Here is a 23,761-nt window from a genome sequence, read left to right as displayed (position 1 = left end):
AGCCTCTTAGTCTAAGTGATTGATGCACCACTCAAAAAGACCAGGCAGGGAGCTCTCAATTTGGGTGCGCGTTGTGGTGAAACCACTGCGCCCGCCGTAGTACGGGTCGTCGATGGAGGCGCCACGTGGTGCCTGTGGGTCGAAGGAACGCAGGAGCCGGATCTTCGCGGGATCCGCGCCGAGGGAGGCGAGGCTGCGGACATGGTTGGCGGCGAGGGCGACGATGAGATCCGCGCTGAGGTGTTCCTCGGACACCTGTTCGGCGCGCAGGTAGTTGCCGTCGATGCCGACCTTCTTCAGTTCCACGAGCGCGCGCATGTCCGCGTGTTGGCCGACATGCCAGTCACCGATGCCGCAGCTCGTGACGCGGATGCGCTCCTCGCCACGCGTTGCAAGGAAGTCGTTGAATAGTGCCTCGGCCATCGGGGAGCGGCAGATATTACCCGTGCATACGAAGGTGACGTGGAGATTAGGCTTCGGACCAGTCATGCACATATTCCTTCAGCTCGTCTGGGGTGGCCACCACGTGGTGTGCCTGGCGGTGTTCCGAGGGGGTGCCATACCCCCACTCTACAAGGACGGCGGGGATGCCGAATTGCCGCGCGCCGTCGATGTCGTGGATGCGGTCTCCGATGAGGAGCATCTCGTCGGTTGTGGCGGGGTGGGGGAGGTTGTCCAGCGCGTAGCGGATGACTTTTTCCTTGGTGCGCCGCGGCCCGTCTTCTTCGGCGGCGGCGAAGAAGTCGAAGTAGTCGAGCATGGCGTAGCGTTCGAGGGTCTTCCGTGCGAACTCTTCGCCCTTGCTCGTTGCGGTGACAAGTTGGAAACCTGCTTGTTTTGCCCAGGCGAGGAATTCCGTCATCCCGTCGAAGGGGGCTGAATTGTCCCAGCCGTCCTCGCCGTAGTGCCCCAGGTAGAGACGCAGCCCTGCGGCCGCTTGGTCCGCGCTGAGCCCGAGTCGCATCATGGTCTGTTCCATGGGTGGGCCGGCGATGGAGGAGACGAACTCCTCGTCCGGGTGGTTGATTCCCAGGTCATCGAGGGCGGAAAGAAAACTTGCTCTAATGCCGGGGAAAGAATCGATGAGGGTTCCGTCTACGTCGATGAGAAGCGTTTTCATAATGCCCTTCATTTTGCCATACTGTACAAATGCAGTATACGAGCGTCGACCTGGCTTTTCACGGCGACGAAGAAGAGGGATCCCGGCTCAACTTCGCCGTCAACGTCCGTGGGCTCACCCCTCCCAGGGGGCTTGTCGACGCTCTGGCGTCCGAGCTTGCCACCCTCGGCTCCTACCCCTCCGCCGCCCGTGAGAGGGCAGTCGTGGCTGAGCTTGCTCGCCGCCACCACGTCGCCCCCGAGCAGGTGGTCCTCCTTTCTGGGGCAGCAGAGGGCTTCACCATCATCGCTAACCTCGGGTGGCGCGACGCCACCGTTATCCACCCCGGCTTCACCGAGCCGGAGAACGCCCTGCGCCTCGCCGGCGTCCCGGTGACCCGGGCGATGATGGAGCCACCCTTCGACACGCTCCCCGCGATCGCCCCCACGCACCTCGCCGTCATCGGTTGTCCTATCAATCCGACGGGCACGGTCATCGAGCCGGTGCTGCCCGCCGAATTTTTGCTTGTCGACGAAGCGTTCGCCGACATCACCGACATCCCATTCACAGCGCCACCCAACGCCTTCGTCACCCGCAGCCTGACCAAAACATGGAACCTCGCAGGACTCCGCGCAGGCTACATGATCATCCCGGAGGGCGTTGACGTGGCGCGCTTCCGCCCCCACTGGGCGACAAGCTCGCTACAGCTAGCCGCCTTCGAGTGGGTGCTGGAACACGAGCCGGGGGATATCTCTGCCGAACGCGAGGAGATGAAGTCCCTCCTCACCGCAGCCGGGTTCACGCTCGCCTCGGATTCGAAGGCACCCTACCTCCTCGTCCAGCCGCCCGGTGACGCGGAATCACTGCGCCAGGAGCTAGCCAGACGCGGCATCGCCATTCGGCGGTGCGATACCTTTCCCGGGCTAGACTTGAGCTATTGGCGGCTGGCCGTGCGGCCCGCCGAGGATGTGCGAGAACTGATAAGAGAGGTTCAACGATGCCAACCGTAGGCGATATTGTTCGGGTCATGGAGGCCCACTACCCACCCAGGCTCGCGGAATCATGGGACAAGGTGGGGTTGTCCGTCGGTGACCCGGAGGAGCAGGTAACAAAGGTGGCCTTCGCCCTTGATCCGACGCTCGACGTTGTGCGCGCCGCCCTCGATGCCGACGCGCAGATGCTCATCACCCACCACCCGCTGCTGCTTAAGGGTGTCAATTTCGTCTCCACGGCAACCCCCAAGGGGCGGATCATTCACGAGGCGATCTGCGGTGGCCTCGCCATCTTTTCGGCCCACACGAATGCCGACTCCGCCCGCCCCGGTGTCAACGATGAGCTCGCCCGGCTGGTGGGGATCACCGGCGACACCCGTGCTCTCGATGAACAGACCTCCATCCTGGATAAATGGGGCGTCCAGTTCCCGGATAACGGCGACATCGCTGCCTTCAAGCGCGCCTTGTTTTCTGCCGGAGCGGGCAACGTGGGGAATTACAGTGACTGCGCATTCCACACCGAGGGGACAGGTCAGTTTCTTCCCGGCGAGAATTCGTCGCCGGCGATCGGCTCCCACGGTGAGCTAGAAACGGTGGCCGAGGTGCGCATTGAGTTCGTCGGCAAGCGAAAGGACAGGGAGCAGATCCGGGCGGCGATCTACCGTGCACACCCGTACGAACAGCCCGCCTACGACTGTGTAGAAACCGCGCCGGAACCCACCGGCACGGGGATCGGGCGCATAGGCAGGCTGGAAACGACCGTAACCTTTGCAGAGTTCGCCCAGCGGGTGGCAGACGCGCTACCGGAAACAGCGTGGGGTATCCGTGCCGCCGGCGACCCGGACAAACCCATCACCACCGTTGCCGTCGCCAGCGGATCGGGCGGCTCCTTCCTGCCCACCGCCGCAGCAGCCGGCGCGGATGTCCTCGTGACCAGCGACTTGAAACACCACATCGTCGACGACCACCTCGCCGCCAGCGACATGTGCGTCATTGACACGGCGCACTGGGCCAGCGAATTCCCCTGGGTGTACCAGGCGGAAAGGGCGATCACGAGCGAACTTGACGTGGATACTACAATTATCACGCTCGTGACAGACCCGTGGAACCTAGGCATTCGAAAGGAAACGTAGTGCTCACACTCGACCAGGACAAGCAGCATCTTCTCGTCGACCTCGCCGCCGCCGAACTCGGTGGTGCGAGCGGCCCCACCCCCGAAGACCTCGAGGTGGAAAAGCTCGGCGAGCAGCTTGCCGAGGAACGCGAGGCCCACTCCCGTGCCGTCCTCGCCGCCAGCGACATCGACCTGGAGATCCGCCGCATCCAGCAGGACCTGGTGAAGCTCCAACGTCGCGAGCAGGCAGACCGCAAAGAGCTCGGCGCTGCCACCGACCGCGAAACGCGCAAGGACCTGGAGCACGACCTCGCCTCCGCCGCCCGCCGTTCCAACGATCTCACCGGTGAGCTGAAAGAAAACCATGATGCCATCGCCGCCCAGCGCGCCAACCAAGACCTCCACGCCCAGCGCGTGAAGGAACTCGAGGAGCGCCTCGCCGCCGCGCAGCGCGCCGCCGCTGCCGCCCACACGCCTGCCGACGATTCGCAGCGTGCCGAGGACATCCGCGCCCAGCTGCCCGAAGACGTCCTCGCTGCCTATGACAAGCAGAAGGTTATCTCGGAGTTCGGTGCGGCCGCCTTCACCGGTCGTGCTTGCGGTGGCTGCAACCTCATTCTTCCTGCAGCCGACATTCAGGAGATCCGCTCCGCCCCCGCAAACGTTGTTCCCCAGTGCCCCGAATGCGGCACCTACCTGGTGCGTTAATGCTCGGAGTTACAGTTTTTGCCGACGGTGGCTCCCGCGGCAATCCCGGCATCGCCGGCTCCGGCAGCGTCGTGAAGGATTCCCACGGGAACGAGCTGCGTGCGTTGTCCCACTTTGTGGGAAAGACCACGAATAACGTCGCCGAATACCAGGCGCTCATCAACGGCCTCAGGGCTGCCCTGGAGCTCGGTGCGACGCACTGCCAGGTGTTCATGGATTCCAAGCTCGTCGTCGAGCAGATGTCCGGGCGCTGGAAAATCAAGCACCCGGACATGCAGGCCAAGGCCAAGATTGCCCACGAGCTGATAAACCAGTTTGAGCAGTTCTCGATTCTGTGGGTTCCCCGCAAGAAGAACGCGCGCGCCGACGAGTTGGCCAACATCGCGATGGATGCCGGCGCACAAGGCGCGAAGCCGGGCTTCGTTGGCTCTGCTGCCCCATCCAGCCACCCTTCGGATCCGAAGGTCGCGCCCTCGCATCCGAAGGATGCAGAGGATACGAAGGATAGGCAGGCTGCACACGCGCCAGCGAACAAGGACTGGGTCGGTGCCACTACGGAGGCCCTGACCATTTACCTCGTTCGGCACGGGCAAACCGAGATGAGTGTGAAGAAGCAGTACTCGGGTTCGAGCGACCCGGCGTTGACCGAACTGGGACGCACACAAGCCTCGCGTGTGGCAACCTTCTTTGAAGGCACGAACATTGATGCCGTCATCTCCTCGCCCCAGAAACGGGCACAGGAGACGGCTCGGGGCATCGCCGATATGGCAGGAGTCGCCGTCCATACCGACGAAGCGCTGCGCGAAGTTGACTTCGGCACCTGGGAGGGGTTGACCTTTGCCGAGGCCCACGAGCGCGACCCCGAACTCCATGCCGAGTGGTTGGACGACCCGACCATCGCCCCACCGGACGGCGAATCCCTCGACTCCGTCTATCGGCGGTCGAAGCGGTTCGTGACCAAAGCACAGAAGACATGGGCGGGCAAGACCATCGTCGTGGTCAGTCACGTCAACCCGATTAAGGCCATCGTACGGCTCACGCTGCGCGCGCCGGGGAAGTCCGTTTCGCGAATGCACCTCGACCTGGCATCCGTGAGCACCGTCCAGTTCTACGCTGATGGTCCGAGCTTGTTGACGCTCTTCAATTCCACAGCGCACCTGTCCTAAAACGCCCCCTGGTTGCCCCGGTGATTGCCTTTATCTGAGGGTGGCTTCTGGCCTGGATTGGGGCGTTGCGCTGTGTTTTCCTGTTTTCTGAATCGGTTCCCTCGACTGAGGTTTAAATTGGTTTTTTGTTAGCCCACTAGTATGTGGGGCATGAACTTAAGAGCTCAGATCGCGGCTTTGTTGCCGCATACGATGGAGCTCCTAGGTGTTTATCAGGGGATGTCGACTGGGGAGATTAGGAAACAGGACGGGGCGGATGACCGCTTCGCCCGGATCATGCCTGGCAGGTTCGTGTCGAGTTGACGCGAAGCGTTGCTCATTGCCGCACGGTCAGGGCCGCTGCGGTGGCTGTGCTGGTTCGTTTTAATTCGATGCAGGCGACCAATCCGAAGAATTCGTTTACGGAACAACCGATTTCTGGCACCACAAAGATGCGGATCACTATTGTGGTGGATCAGCATTTGGGGCGCACGGCGATTGATAGGGCGCGTGCCCAGGGTGGGGATGCGGCTGTCAACTTTGTGACTGCTGCTGTTGGCGGCACGGGAGAACTACCCGCTGTGGAGCCGGTTGTTGTGTTGCCGGCGGATACTTCCACCATGGGGGCGACGGAGCATGAGTTGTATAACTACATGTTGTCGCTGTCGGATGGGACGTCGGTTACTGCGTTGGAGTGGGCGCAGATGAAGCTTGCCGAGTTTGGGTGGGTGTTGGTGTTGGATCCTGTGACGGGTAAAGAGTTGGGGTTTTTCCGGTTCCGTACTGCGGATGCGCGGTTTGCGGGTCCGCTTGAGCGAAAGATTCAGCGGGCGAAGACGCCGGTGTGTGCGGTGGAGGGGTGTGCATGTGGGCGGATAAGTGCCAGATGCACCACAGTGAATCCTGGGTAAGCGGTGGCCCCACCACGTTGGAGAATCTCACCATGTTGTGCCCGTTCCACAACGGGCGCAACGATGATGATCCCACCAAGCCGAGATACGGCCGGATTGAGCGGATCAACGGCTTAGACTACTTTGTTCCCCCGTTTGGTGGTAGGCCCCGCCTCAACATGAGCACCTGCGCCTGCGGCGGGGCAACAAGCCGACATCCACACCCCGCCCGTGCTGTAGAGATCCCTACTCGTAGCGAAGCGCCTCGATGGGGTTCAGGCGGGCTGCTTTGCCGGCGGGGTAGTAGCCGAAGAACAGGCCAATTGCCAAGGAGAAGCCGAGGGCAAAGATTGCGCCACCAAGTGGAGGCAGGACAAACTGGCCCATGAGTTTCGAGCCAATCATGCCGATGCCACCACCAACGATGAGGCCAATAATGCCACCGATGACGCAGACGATCATCGACTCAATAACAAACTGCGTGCGGATATCCTTGCGCGTGGCGCCGAGAGCCATACGCACGCCGATCTCGCGAGTGCGTTCCGTCACGGAGACAAGCATGATGTTCATCACGCCGATGCCACCGACGAGGAGGGAGATACCGGCGATGGTGGACAAGATGGCGGAGATGGCGGTGAAGAATTTGTTGACCGACTCCAGCACGGCTTTGTTGTCGGAAACCTTCACCTTGTAGTCCTGGGATGCGTCGAAGAAGTTCGTGATCCGGGTTTTCAGACCCTCCACGTCGGCGTTGTCCGAGGGGCGTACGGTGAAGTCCGTGATGCCGGCCACAGACTTGTCCATTTTCTTAGCCACGGGGTAGGGGATATACACCGAGGGCGGACCGTTGAAGAAGATCGCCCCGCTGCTGCCGTTTTCCGAGTTGTACACGCCAACGATAATGAAGGACTGCAGTTCACCCTGGTATTCGACGCTGATCTCCCCGCCGAGGGCGGCGTTGAGGTCGCCATTGAACAGTTCGTCGACAAGCTTCGAGGGGATAACCGCGACGTTTCGGTGACCGGAGATGTCCTCGGCGCTGAGGAGGTGGCCGCCTTTCATCTTCATGTCCTGCATGTTGAGGGCATCGGCGTTGACACCCTGAACGTAGGCCTGCTCGCGTTCCCTGCCCTGGGTGACGGTGGCGTTCCACATTTGGCCTGCGTTGATGGAGATGTAGTCTACGGAATCACCGAGGCGGCCGCGTAGTTGCTCGATCGAATCGTCGCTGATGCGGTCGGATTCGTTGGAAGGGTCGGCGGGGCCGAACATGGAGTCCTCGTCGTCCTTGTTTTCCTCGTCGGAATCCTCGTCCGTACTCTTTTGCTGCAGCGTGACGTTGAGGTCGCTGGAGCCGATGTCGGAAAACGTTTTCTCCGATTGGGCTGTCAAGGAGTGCCCGAGCGTCATGATCGCCACCACGGAGGCGATGCCGATGACAACGCCGAGGAGGGTGAGCGCCGAGCGCATCTTGTTGGCACGGAGGCTGGTGAGGGCGAGGCGGATTGCTTCGCGCAGGTTCATCGTGCGGCCTCCGTTTCCGGCTGTGGCATACGCCCCTCGCCCTTTGTGCCATGCGGGTTCGCGATGACACCGTCGGTGAGGGTGACGATGCGGTCGGTTTCCTCCGCGAGCTCGGGGTTGTGGGTAATTAACACGATGGTTTTCCCCTCTTCCTTGTTGAGCTTGTGGAACATGTCCATGACCATGCGGCCGGTGTGCGAGTCGAGGGCGCCGGTGGGCTCATCGGCAAGCAGGAGCTTCGGCTCATTGGCCAGCGCCCGGGCGATGGCCACGCGTTGCTTCTGGCCACCGGACAGCTCATTCGGCTCGTGGCCCATGCGGTTACCCATACCGACGAGGTCGAGGAGTTCGCGGGCGCGGGCGGCGCGCTTCTTAGGGGAAACGCCGGCGTACATCATCGGCATTTCGACGTTTTTCTGCGCGTTCATGCGGCCGATGAGGTTGAAGTTCTGGAACACGAACCCGATGGACTCGCTGCGGTAGCGGGCGAGCTCATCGGATTGGGCGTTGAGAACGTTGACACCACCGAGGACGTACTGGCCACTGGTGGGGGAGTCCAAAAGCCCAATGATGTTCATGAGCGTTGACTTGCCGGACCCAGATTGGCCCACAACGGAGACGAATTCGCCGTCTTTGACGTAAAAATTGCACTTGTGCAAGACCGTCAATTCACCGGGCTGGCCGATGTTGAAGGTCTTGACAATATCTTTCATTTTGATGAGCAAGCTCATTAGGCGCCCTTCGCGCTCATCTCGACCTTGGCCGTCGCACCCACCTTGTCGCGGTACTTCTCCGCCGTGGTGATGACACGGTCGCTCTCCTCGAGGCCCGAGCTAATCGACGTATCGAAGTCGTTGCTGTTGCCGGTTGTTACCTCGCGCTCCTCAATCGTCCCCTTGTTACCGCTGCCGGTCAATACGAGGACCGCAGTTTTACCCGCATCATTGGTGAAGACGGCATCGCGCGGGACAGCGATGGTGTCGTGCGTCTCCGAGCGAATAATCTGGGCCTTTGCGGAAGAGCCAAGGCGAAGCTCGTCGCCTCCGGTGATTTCAATCTCCACGGGGAAGGTGACATCGGTGGAGCCTGCGCCGGCGGCAGCTGCGCTACCCTCACCACTCGCGCCCGAGGACATGCTTGCCATGGGGTCGTTGGCGACAGGGGAAACCTTGACTACCTTGCCGGTGAACTCCTTGTCCCCAGTGGACGGGGTGGTGAAGCGGACCTTGGAATCCTTGGTCACCTTGGGCAGATCGACTTCCTTCACCTGAACGACGATTTTCTTGCGAGAATCGTCAGCGACGGTGACAATTGGCCCCGTGGCCGGTGCGCCCTTCTGTGCCGGAAGTGCGGTAACGATGCCGTCAAAAGGACTGTTCACATCGGCGGAATCAATGTCGATCATGAGCTTGTTATTCGCCAGATCGCTCGAGGCATTCGCAGCTGCTGCGGAATTCACGGCCTGGTCGAGGGCAGAAGCGGAGGTTTCGAGGCCCTGCTTGGCGCCGAGCTTGGCGGCTTCGACACCGACGGTGGCATCAGAAACCGCGTTCTCAGCGGCGTTCACCTTGCGCTGCAGCTGGCCGAGCTCCTGATCGGAGGTCGCGAGAGCGTCGGCGTAGCGGTTTTCCGCCTTGGTGCGTGCATCCTTTGCATCGCTGGCCTGGTTTTCTGCCTGTCGTAGCGAGGTAACAGCATTGGCGATGGACTGGTCGCGCTCGGCGCGTGCGCCGTTTTCCCCATCGATGGTGTTTTGCAGGCTTGCGATCTCCTGCTCGGCTGCCTCGCGCAGCTCCGGAGTAAGCCTGGATAAATCCTGGTTTTTGAGCTGGTCAAGGCGTGCTCGGTTGAGGTCAGCCTGGTGTTCTGCTGCACCATTGACGCGCTGGACAGTTGCCAAGCCGAATTCGGCCTGTGCACGTGCGAGATCTGCATCGCGGGCAGCCTTACGTGCTTGCTCCGCAGCATCCTTCTGTTGCTGGAGCGCCGGGTCGTTGTCTTTTTCCACCTGCTGGGCGCGGTTTGCGAAGTCCTGCTTCGCGCCTTCGAGCTGCAGGTTGGCATCGCGGAGCGCGGAGTTAGCAGAGTTGATTTCCTGGTTGAGGCCGCGGTCGAGCTTTTCGCGCTGCTGTGCGAGCTGCTGCTGGGCCTGCTTGATCGCGTTCTGCGACTCCGAGCTGGAGGCAGATTGTTGCTGGCGCTGGCTGTCCAGCTCACGCTCGAGAGAGGATGTATCCATGCGGGCGAGAAGCTGGTTGGCTTTCACTCGGTCGCCGACGGCGACGGGCAGATCCTGCACGGGAGTCGTGAGCTTGGTCGACAGGGTTGCCGTGCGGATCGGCTGAATCGTTCCCTTGACGCTGACGCGGTCGATAACGTCCTTCTTCGCAACGGTGCGGAAGTCGGTGGAGCTCACCGTCTCCTTGGGGCTGAACGCTGTCAGGACAGCGCTGCCGATGCCAAAGGCAGAGGCGAGGAGCACGGCGATGATGAGCGGGATGATCACCCATTTGTGCCGGGAGAAGAATGTACCTTCTTCCTTTTCCTCGTATTTTTCGCTGAGGGACATGGGTTCCCCCTCCTCGGCGGCGAATTCGTCGTCGTCCCAGAAGGATTCTTCGCTATCTACCGGGTCGTTAGGCGTTGTTGGGAATTTTTCAGTGTTGTCTTCCATAACTTTCCGAGCATATATAGATGGAATCTATGTACCTTAGCGCACGTAGATGTGTTTTTAGACCTACATCAGCTTACCGTACTGTCTATCTGTTTCCAATAGTTGTAACTGTCGAGGATCTGTCCGGTCGGTGGGAATTTCATCGGCATGGGGGGAAGGGCTACAATTTTTTCTCGCGAGTGAGTCGACCATGGCGATCGCGTCGGCGTGAACGAGGGGACTGGTTCCCCAGCGCGCGCTGCCGAGGAAAGTCTGGACTCTATAGAGCACGGTGGTTGTTAACGGCAACCCGGGGCGACCCGAGGGATAGTGCCACAGAAACGAGACCGCCAGCACCGTTTCGGTGTTGGTAAGGGTGAAAGGGTGCGGTAAGAGCGCACCAGCGCGGTAGGTGACTGCCACGGCTTGGTAAACCCCACCGAGAGCAAGGCAAAAGGTCATATCCTTTAGCGGTGTGGCTGCGCAGGCGCCTGAGGGCTGCTCGTCCGAGTCTGCGGGTAGCTGCTATGTAGAAGGCCGTCAGCAATGGCGGTAGCGAGATGGATGGTCGCCACACGACAGAATCCGGCTTACGGTTGGCTCACTCGCCCACGCGTTTCGGGGCACAATGGGAAAGTATGAAGCTGTATGCCGCTGAATTAGACTTCTCCGACGTCGCCCGCGAGTTCCAGGTGGAGCGGGAATTCCCGCCCAACCTTGTCGAGGAGGCCCGCTCGGCGCGCGATCAGTTCGCCGCTCACCGCCGGGATCTGCGCGACATCGACTTTGTGACGATCGATCCGGTGGGGTCCAAAGATCTCGATCAGGCGGTGTACATCACCGAGAAAGGCGATTGCCTCGAGGTTTGGTACGCGATCGCCGATGTGGGGGCCTTCGTCCGCCCGGGAATGGGGCTGTACGACGAGGCGCTTCGCCGCGGACAAACCATTTACCTCCCAGATGAACCCGCGCGGCTCTACCCGCCGGAGCTGTCGGAGGGCAGCGCCTCCCTGCTGCCCGGAGTCGACCGCCCCGCCGTGTGCTGGCGGATGCTTGTCGACGCTGCGGGGGAGGTGCAAGAATACGACCTCTCGCGGGCTACGGTTCGCTCCCGCGCGCAGCTGGATTACGTTAACGCTCACCATCCGTCGATCGATTTGTTGCCCAGGCTGGGGAGTCTGCGACGGGCGAGCTCACTGCGTCGAAAAGCCGTGAACCTTTCCCTTCCCGATACGCGCGTACACCGGCTAGACGACGGCAAGTACGAGCTCATCCTCGAACCACGCAACCAAGCCATGGACGACAATTCGGAGGTCTCCCTCATGGCCGGCATGGTTGCCGGTGCGATGATAGCCGAGTGGGGGCACGGCTACCTGCGAACGCTGCATCCTGCGCCGGAAGAGGCTCTCGAGGCCTTTGCCACTGAGCTAGCAAGCCTTGGGTTGACCTTCGACCCGCGCAGTGAGGTCGGCGTATTCCTGGCCTCCGTCGACCCAACCACCGTGACGGGAATGGCCGTACATAAAGAAGCGGCCAAGCTCCTCCGCGGTGCGGACTATCTCTTCCTCGATACCAAGCCTGCAGTGATCCACGCGGGCGTTGGAGGGATGTACGCCCACGTCACAGCCCCGCTGCGCCGCCTCGTGGATAGGTACGCCACCGAGTACTGCCTCGCCCGCGCGGAAGGACGCGCGCCGGAATCCTGGGCGCGCGAGGATGCCGAGGCTGTCATCGACACGATGCGCCGCACCTCACAGCGCGCAAACACCGTGGATAACGCATGTATCCGGCTGACAGAGGCGACTGTCTTGCAGCCGTGGGTGGGGACAACTTTCGACGCGCTCGTGCTGAAGACGAACGAGGAAAAGAACACGGCGAAGATCATGCTCTCTCAGCCGCCGATCATCTCCACCGACCTCGTCGGGAGCCCTGCCGAGGGAGACACCACACCGGTCACGCTCGTTACAGCTGATCCCGCCGAGCGAGAGATCGCGTTCGCCTGGCCCGCTGACTAGTGCGCGCGGGTACCGGGCCGGAGAACGATAACGTGGGCTCCCGGAACATCCGGCAGGTCGTTGTAACCCGTCAAACAAAGCATGGCTGTGGAGCGCCCGATTGCCGCCGGTCGCGCCGGAATGTCGGTTGGAGCCGCAGCAGCCGCTTCGTCGAGGGCAAACTCGCGCAAGGGACCTGCGGAGCGGGCGAAAACCTCGAATGCGTCGTCCATTCGACGGGAGCGGAGCAGCCCAGCGAACTCGTGTGCCCGGGTGGCTTCCTCACCGAGGTAGGTGAGCCAGCCCACCGCAGCCCCGACCGTCGGCAAGCCCTCACTACCCTTCACCGAGATGACAGTGCGAAGCCAGTCACCTACGCGCGCCGGGGCGTCGGGAAGCTGCTGGAGCGTCGTTACACCGAAGTTTTTCAAAGCCTGGGAGACGAAGGTGCGTCGCCAGGCAAGCCGATCGCTGTTGTCGCGGGCCTCCGGCAGGCGCGTAAGCGCCGGGGTGATGACCATGGCGTCCTGTATGGCGGGCGCAACGGTCAGTGAGCCGTCTCCAAAGTCCACGAGGTTCACCCCCTCACCCGTGCCCCTCAGACAACCGACGAAACGCGCGCGCGGGTGCATCAGCCCCGTAAAAACTTCCGCAGCGCAATGCGCGACGGACGCGAGCTTCGCCCGGGTGGGCGCATCGTCGCGCTCGTCCGGCTCGCCATTGAGAGCGAACGCCAATGCTGACGTGACCGCGGCTGTGCGCCCCAGGCCTGCGTGCGGCGGAATATCGCACACCACGGTCACATTCACCCCCGGCGTATCCCTGGTCAAAAGCTGGCGGTGAATCATCGTGATCACCACGCCACCGAGTCGGACAGCCCATTCATCGGTGGGCAGACTGGAGGAAACATTCCACTCCGCAGGACTGTCATCCTCGTGCACGGGGGGATCCAGGATGGTCCCAGCCGCTTTTTCCAGCTCATCGGCATCGGCTGAGGAAATGTCCTCCTCGCTTCCCGTCTGGAGGAACCGAACGTGAACTTCACGATCCGTGCGGTAGGAAAACGCCACAGCGGCCTCGAGCGAATGAACCATGACCGCGCTCATCCCGCCCGTGAAATCCGTGAACTCGCCCATCAACACGCTCGTTGCGGGGGCACACGCCACGCCGTCAGGGGCAGACCACTGCTTCCGGTGCTCGCTAGACACAATGTCTGCCAGGTTATCCTGAGGCTCCGGCCACCGTTCCATTTCTAGCCACCGCTCCTTTAACATTTGTCGCGCCAACCGTTTACCGTCCCAGAGTACACGGCCACAACCAACGAACTCGGCTGTGTGCGAGGGAAACCAGGTAACCTGGGGCGCATACCAATCAATCCGAAAAGAGAGGACGACCATTTCATGAGCGACAAGTGGTATTACAACGTGGAAACCGGCGAGGTGCAGCAGGGGAAGCAGGCCAGTTGGGATAACCGCATGGGACCCTACGATACGGAGGGCGAAGCCCGCCAGGCCCTGTCCATCGCCGCGGAGCGGACGAAGGAAGCGGATCAGCAGGACGAGACCGACAACAACTGGGGTAAGCCGCCGGCCTGGGAGAAGTAAAAACTACCAACCCGTTTCGGTGGAAGCCTCCTCCTCGTGGTTGTGGGCTTCCCTGGCTTCGCGCTGGCGAGCAGCCTTACGCACCTGCTTCTCCAGCTTGCGGTACGCCTTCCGGATGCTCTTCTCGGCGCTTGCATATTCCTTCAGTGCAGCAAGTCCATTGGCCATCTCCACGTGGTACAGAACGCCGTAACCGAAGGTATCGCGGCCACGTTCACGCGCCTCCTGTGCCTTCTCAGCGATGACATCACGGGAGGTGACGGAATCCTGGAAGTCGCCGAGTACCGTCTGCATCTGCTTGCAGGCGTCATAGAGTTTCCGCGTTTTTAGATCCGTAGCTTTGCCCACAGCCTCCGCTGAGTAGCGGAGCTTCTTGGCTGCCTTCCGCATGTTGTGGAAGTTTGCCTCGCGGTGGGCCAGAGGGAGGGTGTCATCCTCCCACTCCTCCACAGCCTTGAGGTGTCGCCGATGAAGCTTGATGTAAGCCTTGGACAGGTGGCTGGCGAGTACCGCTTCAGGAGTGTCGTCCACGGGATCCGTCGTATCTGCTTCCAGAGGACGATCTTCGGCAGCGTCGTCGGGTGATTCCGGGTGCTCATCGGGCTGAACCGGTGCGTCTTCTTCCACCGTTTCGGGGGTCGGCGGATCCTTGATGACCTCGTCCAGGCAGCGCAGCAAGGTGAAGTACCGGTCGGAGTCGAGGTAGGAGAGGATCTCGTCGTGGGCGTTGCGGTAGGTCTCCGACATTGATGAGGTGAGGTGCGCGCGGGTTTCCCGGCCAATGACCTCGATAGGTACTTGGTCGACGAGTTCAGTGAAGCGTGCTTCGACCACTTCTGCGTCTCGCGCAACGCCGAGGAGCCCAGCAAGGTACTTGAGTTCCTTTTCCAGTTCAGTGACGCGGGGACCAGTGATGATTCCCTCAAAGGTTTGAATATGGCTGCGAAGCTCCCGGGTGGCAACTCGCATCTGGTGGACGGAATCCCACTCATCGCGGCGAACCTGCGGATCCATCTCAATTATTCTGTCGCGCCCTTCAGCCAAGGCGGTGACGACGGCATGGAGCGGAGAATCCTCTTCTACCTGGGCGACAGGAGCCGGAGAGGAAACATTGTCTACGGATTCGCCGAGAGCCATAACGAGTTTAGATGGGCTGTGGGAGACGGACGCGCCGTTGACTATGAGGAGGCGCGTGGCGGACGTGAGGATCTCCTGCCCTTTATCTGTTCGTGACACATCATTGCCGAGTTCCACCTCCCACTCGCGCCAGGAGGTTCGGTTGCCTCCGGGGAGAAGAGACCAAGCGGTGACGTGGTCGTCACAGAACTCCGCCATCTCGGTTCCGTTGAAGGCACGCAGGACAGTTTCGTGCCGTACATTGTCCACTTGGGCGATGGGGACGAGTTCCCGGTTGCGGGTGAGGACCTTCACCGGGTGCAGAACTTCCTCCGGTGGGGTCAGTGGCCCCTCCTGCTCGGGATCGAAGTCGGCGTGCACCTCTACCCGTCCGAGATCGGAGGGGAGCTTGAGGTGCCAGCCGGAGTCTTTTCCGCCGGTGCGCCGACGCAGAGTGACCTTCGCGCGGGTGAGCGCGAGGTCCTCCGTGTCGTAGTAGATTGCGGACAAGTGAAAGACATTCGTCTCGTCCACCGAATCCACGTGCGCGATCTTTGTGAAATCCGGAACCGGCAGTGTGTCGGAGACAGCGAACTTAGCTTCGACCTCGAGGAAATTTTGTGTGCCCATACCCCTTTTCTATCAGGTTCTGGCGGGCTGCGTGGGGCGAGGGCAGTTTAGGCACCGATGCTTCGCCGCCCACCAACTCCGGAAGAATCGCCGCCGAAGTGAGAAGACTTCGCTGACCGGGCTCCCTCCTGGTATCCGGCATCGTTCCGGGCATGAATATGAGTTGTGGATGTCTCCGGGAATAGGTCGCGGAAGGTCTTATCCACAGCGGCGGTTGTCTCCACCAAGGCGGAGTGGGAGGCCTCGTGTGCGTCGGCTATATTTCGTGTTGCAGAGGCAAGAATATCTCCGATCTCTGAAGCGTACGCAATGATGAAGCTGCGTCGGAATGAGGTTGTGGTGCCTGTGCTTCGTGCCTCGCGTGCGCGTGGTGAGTTCTCCATGAAATACAGGCACTGTCGTTCCAGACTGGCAAACATGTCACTGACGTAGGCGAGATCCGCAGCGTATCCGACTGTGCACATGACACCGGTAGAAGTCAGTGCGATGACTCGTACACCGCAGTTTCTGGCGATCGCGCAGAGGAGCAGACTCTTTTCTCGCACATACGGGGCGGAAATGAGCACTCGCTTGGTACGTACGTGTCGGGGCTGATCCACAGTAGCAGCGGCAACGTTGTACTTGGCCTGTAAAGCAGCCGCTTTCTGAATGTAGGTAGCCGCTTCCTCTTCGTAGGGAGTCGATTCGGCCTTTCGCAACAGAGCTGTGATTTTACGTTGCGCTTTTCGCTGCTCTTCCGGCAGATTGTCGTCGTCAGCGCATGGATCCTCGGCCAGGCGAAGGTCGACGGACGTGATTTGAGGAAGCTTGCGCAGCTGCTCCCAAAGTGTATGGAGGTTTGTTGAGGACGCATCCTGTTTTTCTGCATATGGACATTCGACGTGCCAGTGGTAGCGCACCTCTGCTGGAACCGCATCGCTGAGCTCACTCTTGGCTAGAAACATGCAGTAATCGAGAAGGGGGAGGGTGTTGGTCTTGGCTAGGTGGTGGCGGAGTGCTTCCGGTGTCCACCCGAGTAGTGCGGCGTGCTTGAGAAGGTTGATGGTGTAGGTGGCGAATGATGTGGTGCTCATGTCAGTGATCCTTTGTAGGAGAGAGTGGGTATGGAGGGAAGTCGTATGTTGGAATGTCGGACGTGGGCTGATCGTCACTATGCGGCGGGTCTGGCAAATGAAGGTCCTTTCGAACGAATGATTGCTTGTGAACACATTCCAGCACCACATACCCACGCCATCTACCCCCGTTTATTCGAACATATATGCTAGCCAGGGGGAAGTGGGGAAAAATTTACCCCCGTTTCCGTCCCGCCGTGTGGAGGGTAAAAGCTAGATTGGTAGTCATGACAAGCTCGCAGGAATTTGTGCTCCGCACGCTGGAAGATCAAGACATTCGCTACATTCGCCTCTGGTTTACCGATATGTGGGGCATGCTCAAGTCCGTCGTTGTCGTGCCTGCGGAGATCGAAAGCGCCTTCGCTGAAGGCATCGGTTTCGACGGCTCTGCTATCGAGGGATACTCCCGCGTTGCAGAGGCCGACACGCTGGCGCGCCCTGATCCATCGACGTTCCAGCTTCTTCCTTTCGAAGGGGATGACGGCACAGGCCTGACAGCTCGCATGTTCTGCGACATCACAACCCCGGATGGGCAACCCAGCTGGATTGACCCGCGACAGATTCTGCGCTTCCAAACAGAAAAAGCAGAAGAACAGGGATTCACCTTCCACGTCCACCCGGAGGTAGAGTTTTACCTGTTGAAGACGATCTACACCCACGGACAGCGTCCGGAGCCGACCGATCTCGGTGGCTTCTTCGATCAGGCGCAGAATGACCAGGCGCCAAACTTCCGCAGGGAAGCAATGAGCGCCTTGGAATCGATGGGTATCTCGGTGGAATTCTCCCACCACGAGACTGCGCCGGGGCAGCAGGAGATTGATCTCCGGCACACGGACGCGTTGACGATGAGCGACAACATCATGACGCTTCGCTACCTGGTTAAACAGGTGGCGCTGCGCAACGGCGTGCACGCCTCGTTTATGCCCAAGCCTTTTAAGGAGTACGCAGGTAGCGGTCTTCACTCGCACCTGTCCCTATTTGAGGGGGAGTACAACGCGTTCCATGACACCGACGATGAGTTTTACCTTTCCAAAACTGCAAAGCAATTCATTGCCGGAATTTTGCAGCACGCGCCGGAGATCTCTGCGGTCACCAATCAGTGGGTGAACTCGTACAAGCGCATTATGTTCGGCGCGGAGGCACCCACCGCAGCGACGTGGGGAATGTCGAACCGGTCGGCGTTGATCCGCGTGCCCGGTTATTCGCCGCAGAAGGCCAATACCCGGCGTATTGAGGTTCGCTCCGTGGACTCCGCCTGCAATCCGTATCTCGCGTACGCCGTATTGCTCGCTGCTGGGCTCAAGGGCATCGAGGAGGGCTACGAGCTCGCAGACGCGGCTGAGGAAGATATCGCAGCACTGACCAGGCGTGAGCGTCATGCACTTGGGTACGTGGATCTGCCCCAGACTCTCGACCAGGCGCTGCGAAAGATGGAAAAGTCCGAGCTCGTGGCCAATACCCTCGGGGAGAAAGTGTTCGAGTTCTTCCTGCGGACAAAATGGGCCGAGATGCGTGAGTACCAGGCGCAGATTACGTCGTGGGAGCTCGAATCGAACCTCCCCCTGTAGCAGCAAGAAGCGAATCTTTCTAAGGAAGAAAAGTGCAATCACCACGGACAACGAGGAAAGCAGTTCCCACGCCGGCGGCGCTTGGCTTCGAGCGCCCGGCAGCGGAGTCTGAGTTGGAGGAACTCGGGTGGTACAAAGCCGAGCACAGTGACCTGCTGCGCGACATGTCGGGAGCCGCCGACCCCGACCAGGTTCTCCTCGGCCTGTTGCGGTTCAAGGATGCGGTCTCTGCAGATGAGTGGAGCGTGTTTAACCAGAGCTTGCACATCAATCCTGAGCTGCGGTTGCGGATCTTTGGACTACTCGGGGCATCAACTGTCCTCGCGGACCACCTCGTTGCCCATCCGGAACAGTGGCAGGAGGTAGGAAAACCGGCACCGACACCGGGGGAGATGATGCGTTTCATGCTCGAGGCAGTCGATGCTCGCCCGGACTGCAGCCACGAGGGATGCGGTGCGACGGACAGCCTCGATACTCCCGGTATGTATCGTTCGCCTCTTCGCGGTACGGACGCCGTCCGAACGATCAAACATGCCTACCGCACGCTCCTCATGCGCATTGCGGCTGTCGACCTGGCAGGGACGTTCCTCGTCCGTTCAACTTCCGGGGCGGTGGCGATTCCCGTCCCCTACACGCACGTTACGGCGATGCTCTCGACGCTTGCCGACGCCGCCCTGACCGCAACTCTCGCATGTGCGCAGGGCACGGTGTGGGGCGATGAACAGGCCGACGCGAGGTTGTCTGTGATAGCGCTCGGCAAGTGCGGTGCGCGGGAGCTCAACTACATCTCGGATGTGGATGTCATCTTCGTGGCGGAGCCAGCTTCGCCGAAGGTCACACGCGTGGCTAGTGAGTTCATACGTATCGGCTCGCAGGCACTGTTCGATGTCGATGCGGGACTGCGTCCCGAGGGCAAGAACGGTGCGTTGGTGCGGACGCTGGAATCGCACAAGGCGTACTACTCGCGGTGGGCCGAGACCTGGGAATTCCAGGCTCTCCTCAAGTCCCGGCCGCAGACAGGTGATATGGCACTCGGCCAGGACTATATCGACGCGCTACACCCTCTGGTGTGGGAAGCGTCGCGGCGGGATTCGTTCGTTCCCGATGTGCAGGCGATGCGTAGTCGTGTGATCCGCAACGTGCCCGAGAACCTTAAGTCCCGAGAGCTCAAGCTCGGCCGCGGTGGACTGCGTGACGTTGAGTTCGCCGTCCAGCTACTCCAAATGGTGCATGGGCGCGTGGATGAATCCCTGCGGGTGAGCTCCACTGTCGCTGCACTCAACGCCCTCATCGCAGGCGGGTATGTCGGCCGCGAGGATGGACACGCACTCATTAAAAACTACGAGTTCATGCGGCTTCTTGAGCATCGCCTGCAACTCCAGCGCCTGCGTCGTACACACACGATGCCGAAGGAGAAAGATGTCGAATCGCTGCGTAGGATCGCCCGCGCGGCGGGGATAGCAGGCACCGGTGGGCACAGCTCTGCAGCACAGCTCTTAGAGCTGTACCGCAAGACGCAACACTCGATCGCAGACATTCACACCAAACTGTTCTACCGGCCACTCTTGAACTCGGTAGTGAACCTGGATACGGGGACGCTCGCTCTCTCCCCAGAGGCCGCGAGGCTCCAGCTTGGGGCCCTCAACTACAACTTCCCCGACCGTGCCTACCAGCATCTGCAGGTGCTGGCCTCGGGCTCCTCGCGGAAGCAGAAGTTGCAGCAGCTTCTGCTGCCGAGCCTGATGACGTGGTTGGGGTCTACCTCAGACCCAGATGCGGGGCTCCTTAATTACCGCAAGCTCTCGGAGACGATGGAAGACCGCAGCTGGTTCCTCCGGCTCCTGCGGGATGAGGGGGCTGTGGGGAAACGACTCATGCATATTTTGGGCACGTCGCCGTATGTCTCCGAACTTCTATTGTCCTCACCTGACACGGTCAAGCTTCTCGGAGACGGGGCGAATAACCCGAAGCTTATTTCCACTAATCCGGAAAAGGTTCGCACGGCTCTCGTCGCCGCAGCCGGCAGGCAGTCCAGCCCCGAACAGTCAATCGCCGTGGCGCGATCGCTGCGGCGGGCTGAGCTCGCCCGCATTGGTGCAGCAGACCTGCTGGGGATGATGGATGTACGGGACGTGTGTCGCTCGTTGTCCATCGTCTGGGATGCCGTCCTCCACGCCGCTTTGGCGGCGGAGATCCGAGCTGCGGGAGAGCCGAAGGCGCGAATCGCGGTTATTGGTATGGGACGCTTGGGCGGCGCGGAACTCGGATACGGGTCGGATGCCGACGTGTTATTCGTTTGCGATCCGTTGCCGGGTGTCGGTGACACGGAGGCTGTCACATGGTCCATCGGTGTCTGTGATCGGATGCGTCGCAGGCTGGCCAAGCCATCCGGGGATCCGCCACTTGATGTTGACCTCGGTTTGCGCCCAGAGGGCCGGTCGGGGCCGGTGGTTCGCACGTTGGCGAGCTATGCCACCTACTACGAGAAGTGGGCGGAGACATGGGAAATGCAGTCACTCCTGCGCGCTACCTACATCGCCGGTGACGAAGAGGTGGGCGAGGCCTTCATCGCGCTTATTGACCCACTCCGCTACCCCGAGGGTGGCATCGACGAATCAGCCATCCGCGAGGTGCGTCGGATGAAGGCACGCGTAGATAAAGAGCGGCTCCCCAAGGGGGCAGACAAGACAACGCACACGAAACTCGGGCGCGGGGCACTCACGGATATTGAGTGGACTGTGCAGCTGCTGACGATGATGCATGCGCACGAGTATCCGGCATTGCACACCGCCTCCGCACTGGAAGGGCTCGATGCCATCGAAGAGGCCGGCATCCTCGATGCCACAAGTGTCGAGCGTCTCCGCCATGCCTGGCTCACCGCCACAGGCGCCCGCAACGCTCTCGTCCTCGTACGGGGAAAGCGGACGGACCAGCTGCCTCCACCTGGTCCGGCGCTCGCGCATGTTGCGGGAGCCGCAGGCTGGGACCCGGACGATTCGCGTGGCTACCTGGAGCACTATCTCAAGGCCACGCGCCGTGCGCGCCGGGTGGTGGACAACGTGTTCTGGGGAGAGTCAGAGTCCGAGTTCTCGATCGAGCCCTAGCTTCCCACGTAGGTGCCCTCGGTATCGACATCATGTGCCCACTGGACAACCAGCTCCTGGCCACGTTCTTCTACGCGCCGGGTGAGCTCAGGAAGGTGCTCCTCAAGAATGCTGCCGTGCCACAGTGTCGTGCGCACCTGGAGATCAATCTTTCCCGCGTTCGCGGTACCTGCCAGGTAGTCGAGGGACTGCCAGGACCGCCGCGCGCCGACGGGGGTGCAACGGACAACCTCCGGGAGGTCGTCGGGAAGCCCCTTGACATCGAGCCCGATCCAGTCGGGGCACGTAGAGGGGTCCTCCACCAGGCTGCGGAGTCTCTCGGGGAGGTACCCGCACGTGTGGAGGCCGATGCCGAAGGTCGGTTCTGTGGCCCGAACAGCGCGAATGGCGTCGGGAAGTCCACGGTGCATCGTCGGCTCACCGCCGGAGAAGACCACCCCGTCGAGGAGCCTGCGGCGGGCGGCCGCAAGTTCGAGGACCTCAGCCATCGTGGATGTCGTCTGACCGCGCGGATCCTGCAAGGCGGGATTGTGGCAGTACACGCAGGCCCACGGGCAGCCAGTGGTGAACACCGTGGCAGTGAGCTGGCCGGGCCAGTCCGTAGCGGAAAACGGGATGAGTCCGGCGATGGGCAACTCAGGCATGGGCGGGGGTGACTAGCTTCTCGGAGAAGTAGGTGCGCTCGTGGAACTCGCCCTTCTTGCCCGTATTGAACGAGCTCACCGGGCGGAAATAGCCCATGACGCGGGTCCACATTTCCGTCTGCTCACCGCATCGCTCACACGTCGGGTGCTCTCCCGAAAGGTAACCGTGGTTAGGACAGATGGAGAATGTGGGCGTGATGGTGATGTACGGCAGTCGGAAGGCCGTGAGTGCGCGGCGAACGAGGCTCGAGCACGCCTCGCCGCTGCTCATGGCTGCACCCATGTACAAGTGCAATACGGTGCCGCCGGTGTACTTCGTCTGCAGATCCTCCTGCTCAGCCAGGGCGGCAAACGGATCGGGGGTGTGCGAAACGGGAAGTTGCGAGGAGTTGGTGTAGTAGGGTTCCTCCGCTGTGCCGGCCTGAATGATGTCGGGGTAGCGGGCGAGATCCTCGCGTGCAAACCGGTACGTTGCCCCCTCGGAGGGGGTGGCCTCCAGGTTGAACAGGTGGCCGGTGGACTCTTGGGCCGCTACGAGCTTCTCGTTGATGTGGTTGAGGATGCGCAGCGCCATCTCGTGTCCGTTGGGGTCGGTGATGTCGTAGGCATCGCCGACAAAGTTGCGCACCATTTCGTTCATCCCGTTGACACCAATGGTGGAGAAGTGGTTGTCCAGGTTCGGCATCCAGCGGCGCGTATAGGGGAACAGGCCTTCGTCGAGTAGCGTGGTTATGGTTGCGCGACGCCGCTCAATGGTGTCGATTCCGACGTCGATGAGGTCATCGAGCTCAGACATGAGGGCTTCCTCGTCGCCAGCGTGGAGGTAGCCGAGGCGGGCGCAGTTGATGGTGACCACGCCGATGGAGCCGGTGAGTTCTGCGGAGCCGAACAGCCCGTTGCCACGCTTGAGGAGCTCGCGCAGGTCGAGTTGGAGGCGGCAGCACATGGACCGGATCATGCCGGGATCGAGCTCGGAGTTGATGAAGTTCTGGAAGTAGGGGAGACCGTACTTGGCGGTCATCTCGAACAAGAGCCGTGCGTTCTCGGACTCCCAGGGGAAGTCCTTGGTGATGTTGTAGGTGGGGATGGGGAAGGTGAACGGCCGTCCGTCGGCATCGCCTGTCATCATCACGGTGATGAACGCCCGGTTCAGCATGTCCATCTCTTCCCGCAGTTCACCGTAGGTGAAGTCGCAGACTTCCTCGCCGATGTAGGGATGGTTGTCCGCGATATCTGCGGGGCACACCCAGTCGAAGGTGAGGTTGGTGAAGGGGGTCTGCGTGCCCCAGCGACTGGGCACATTCAGGTTGAAGACGAACTCCTGCACAGCCTGCTCCACTTCTTCGTAGCTCAGGTTGTCGAGGCGCACGAAGGGGGCAAGGTAGGTGTCGAAGCTAGAGAAAGCCTGGGCACCCGCCCACTCGTTTTGCAGTGTGCCGAGGAAATTCACCATCTGCCCGAGTGCGCTGGATAAGTGGCGGGGTGGCAGCGAGCTGATCGCACCGGGTACGCCACCAAAGCCCTGTTCGAGGAGCTGGCGCAGGGACCAGCCGGCACAGTAGCCGGAGAGCATATCGAGATCATGAATGTGGATGGCACCTTCGCGGTGGGCCGTGTTTGCTGCGGGGGAGAACACCTGGGTCAGCCAGTAGTTGGCCACGACTTTGCCCGAGGTGTTGAGCATCATGCCGCCGAGGGAGAAGTCCTGGTTGGCATTGGCGTTGACGCGCCAGTCGGAGCGGTCGAGGTACTCATTGATTGTGGAAATGGCATCGATGGAAACGCGGTCGTGTGTGAAGGTCATACATCGAATCCTAAGCCAGTAATTACATCCACGTAACTCCAACCTATGTTTGATGACACC

At 61.1% G+C, this 23,761-nt stretch carries 18 protein-coding genes, 1 other RNA gene and 1 pseudogene; 10 read left to right on the top strand and 10 right to left on the bottom strand.

The window, feature by feature from the left end; translation table 11 throughout:
- Window positions 1–6 precede the first annotated feature (6 nt).
- The gene (locus HMPREF3044_RS05890; RefSeq protein ID WP_070739985.1) at window positions 7–489 is read right to left on the bottom strand and encodes a low molecular weight protein-tyrosine-phosphatase; all 483 of its coding nucleotides are present in this window, start codon (window positions 487–489) and stop codon (window positions 7–9) included.
- Window positions 470–1,120 (bottom strand): HAD-IA family hydrolase, encoded by a 651-nt coding sequence (locus HMPREF3044_RS05885; RefSeq protein ID WP_246820922.1) that lies wholly within the window; start codon window positions 1,118–1,120, stop codon window positions 470–472. Before HMPREF3044_RS05885 ends, HMPREF3044_RS05890 begins: the two co-directional genes overlap by 20 nt.
- Window positions 1,121–1,149: 29 nt before the next feature.
- Here HMPREF3044_RS05885 and HMPREF3044_RS05880 point away from each other — a divergent pair, with 29 nt between their 5' ends.
- The 5 genes and pseudogenes from HMPREF3044_RS05880 to HMPREF3044_RS13625 all read left to right on the top strand — a co-directional run.
- Window positions 1,150–2,109, top strand: coding sequence for an aminotransferase class I/II-fold pyridoxal phosphate-dependent enzyme (locus HMPREF3044_RS05880; RefSeq protein WP_070739979.1), 960 nt, complete (start codon window positions 1,150–1,152; stop codon window positions 2,107–2,109).
- Entirely contained in the window at window positions 2,097–3,224 is a 1,128-nt protein-coding gene (locus HMPREF3044_RS05875) for a Nif3-like dinuclear metal center hexameric protein (protein ID WP_070739976.1), read from the top strand. Before HMPREF3044_RS05880 ends, HMPREF3044_RS05875 begins: the two co-directional genes overlap by 13 nt.
- A complete protein-coding gene (locus HMPREF3044_RS05870) occupies window positions 3,224–3,913 on the top strand; it encodes a zinc ribbon domain-containing protein (protein WP_005389339.1) in 690 nt (229 codons plus the stop codon). The genes HMPREF3044_RS05875 and HMPREF3044_RS05870 overlap by 1 nt, the downstream gene beginning before the upstream one ends.
- Window positions 3,913–5,079: a bifunctional RNase H/acid phosphatase gene (locus HMPREF3044_RS05865; protein WP_070739973.1), complete on the top strand. Its 1,167-nt coding sequence runs from the start codon at window positions 3,913–3,915 to the stop codon at window positions 5,077–5,079. The genes HMPREF3044_RS05870 and HMPREF3044_RS05865 overlap by 1 nt, the downstream gene beginning before the upstream one ends.
- An 844-nt stretch (window positions 5,080–5,923) precedes the next feature.
- Window positions 5,924–5,971: pseudogene (locus tag HMPREF3044_RS13625) on the top strand (hypothetical protein); the annotation flags it as partial.
- Between the two features lie 223 nt (window positions 5,972–6,194).
- Here the strand turns inward: HMPREF3044_RS13625 and HMPREF3044_RS05855 are convergent.
- Genes HMPREF3044_RS05855 through HMPREF3044_RS05845 form a run of 3 tightly spaced genes read right to left on the bottom strand, consistent with a single transcriptional unit; the run spans window position 6,195 to window position 10,146 of the window.
- Window positions 6,195–7,472: an ABC transporter permease gene (locus tag HMPREF3044_RS05855; RefSeq protein WP_070739967.1), complete on the bottom strand. Its 1,278-nt coding sequence runs from the start codon at window positions 7,470–7,472 to the stop codon at window positions 6,195–6,197.
- Complete coding sequence (locus tag HMPREF3044_RS05850; RefSeq protein ID WP_005389347.1) at window positions 7,469–8,203, bottom strand: ABC transporter ATP-binding protein; 735 nt, start codon at window positions 8,201–8,203, stop codon at window positions 7,469–7,471. The genes HMPREF3044_RS05855 and HMPREF3044_RS05850 overlap by 4 nt, the downstream gene beginning before the upstream one ends.
- Window positions 8,203–10,146 (bottom strand): permuted SH3 domain-containing protein, encoded by a 1,944-nt coding sequence (locus HMPREF3044_RS05845; protein WP_070739965.1) that lies wholly within the window; start codon window positions 10,144–10,146, stop codon window positions 8,203–8,205. The genes HMPREF3044_RS05850 and HMPREF3044_RS05845 overlap by 1 nt, the downstream gene beginning before the upstream one ends.
- Before the next feature lie 180 nt (window positions 10,147–10,326).
- Here HMPREF3044_RS05845 and rnpB point away from each other — a divergent pair.
- An RNA gene (gene rnpB, locus HMPREF3044_RS05840) (RNase P RNA component class A) lies at window positions 10,327–10,733 on the top strand.
- A 30-nt stretch (window positions 10,734–10,763) separates the two neighbouring features.
- Window positions 10,764–12,140, top strand: coding sequence for a ribonuclease catalytic domain-containing protein (locus tag HMPREF3044_RS05835; RefSeq protein WP_070739962.1), 1,377 nt, complete (start codon window positions 10,764–10,766; stop codon window positions 12,138–12,140).
- Here the strand turns inward: HMPREF3044_RS05835 and HMPREF3044_RS05830 are convergent.
- On the bottom strand, window positions 12,137–13,369 hold the full coding sequence (locus tag HMPREF3044_RS05830) for a GHMP family kinase ATP-binding protein (protein ID WP_246820919.1): 1,233 nt from the start codon (window positions 13,367–13,369) through the stop codon (window positions 12,137–12,139). The genes HMPREF3044_RS05835 and HMPREF3044_RS05830 overlap by 4 nt on opposite strands.
- 150 nt (window positions 13,370–13,519) lie before the next feature.
- On the opposite strand from HMPREF3044_RS05830, the gene HMPREF3044_RS13375 reads away from it, so the two are divergent.
- Window positions 13,520–13,723 (top strand): hypothetical protein, encoded by a 204-nt coding sequence (locus HMPREF3044_RS13375; protein ID WP_246820917.1) that lies wholly within the window; start codon window positions 13,520–13,522, stop codon window positions 13,721–13,723.
- A 3-nt stretch (window positions 13,724–13,726) separates the two neighbouring features.
- Here the strand turns inward: HMPREF3044_RS13375 and HMPREF3044_RS05820 are convergent, their stop codons facing one another.
- Together HMPREF3044_RS05820 and HMPREF3044_RS05815 are read right to left on the bottom strand one after the other, a co-directional pair.
- The gene (locus HMPREF3044_RS05820; protein ID WP_005395437.1) at window positions 13,727–15,469 is read right to left on the bottom strand and encodes a CYTH and CHAD domain-containing protein; all 1,743 of its coding nucleotides are present in this window, start codon (window positions 15,467–15,469) and stop codon (window positions 13,727–13,729) included.
- A gap of 47 nt (window positions 15,470–15,516) precedes the next feature.
- On the bottom strand, window positions 15,517–16,542 hold the full coding sequence (locus tag HMPREF3044_RS05815; protein ID WP_246820915.1) for a DUF2786 domain-containing protein: 1,026 nt from the start codon (window positions 16,540–16,542) through the stop codon (window positions 15,517–15,519).
- Window positions 16,543–16,808: 266 nt separating this feature from the next.
- Between HMPREF3044_RS05815 and HMPREF3044_RS05810 the strand changes: the two genes are divergently transcribed.
- On the top strand, window positions 16,809–18,149 hold the full coding sequence (locus HMPREF3044_RS05810; protein WP_210400528.1) for a glutamine synthetase family protein: 1,341 nt from the start codon (window positions 16,809–16,811) through the stop codon (window positions 18,147–18,149).
- Window positions 18,150–18,181: 32 nt separating this feature from the next.
- Window positions 18,182–21,253 (top strand): bifunctional [glutamine synthetase] adenylyltransferase/[glutamine synthetase]-adenylyl-L-tyrosine phosphorylase, encoded by a 3,072-nt coding sequence (locus HMPREF3044_RS05805; protein WP_081446693.1) that lies wholly within the window; start codon window positions 18,182–18,184, stop codon window positions 21,251–21,253.
- Here the strand turns inward: HMPREF3044_RS05805 and HMPREF3044_RS05800 are convergent.
- The gene (locus HMPREF3044_RS05800; RefSeq protein WP_005389361.1) at window positions 21,250–21,897 is read right to left on the bottom strand and encodes an anaerobic ribonucleoside-triphosphate reductase activating protein; all 648 of its coding nucleotides are present in this window, start codon (window positions 21,895–21,897) and stop codon (window positions 21,250–21,252) included. The genes HMPREF3044_RS05805 and HMPREF3044_RS05800 overlap by 4 nt on opposite strands.
- Entirely contained in the window at window positions 21,890–23,701 is a 1,812-nt protein-coding gene (locus tag HMPREF3044_RS05795) for a ribonucleoside triphosphate reductase (protein ID WP_070739947.1), read from the bottom strand. Before HMPREF3044_RS05795 ends, HMPREF3044_RS05800 begins: the two co-directional genes overlap by 8 nt.
- Window positions 23,702–23,761: the final 60 nt, after the last annotated feature.

Source organism: Corynebacterium sp. HMSC073D01 (genome assembly GCF_001815555.1).
Taxonomy (GTDB): domain Bacteria; phylum Actinomycetota; class Actinomycetes; order Mycobacteriales; family Mycobacteriaceae; genus Corynebacterium; species Corynebacterium glucuronolyticum.
Note: the sequence above shows the minus strand (reverse complement) of the source record. Positions and strands in the feature narration are given on the sequence as shown.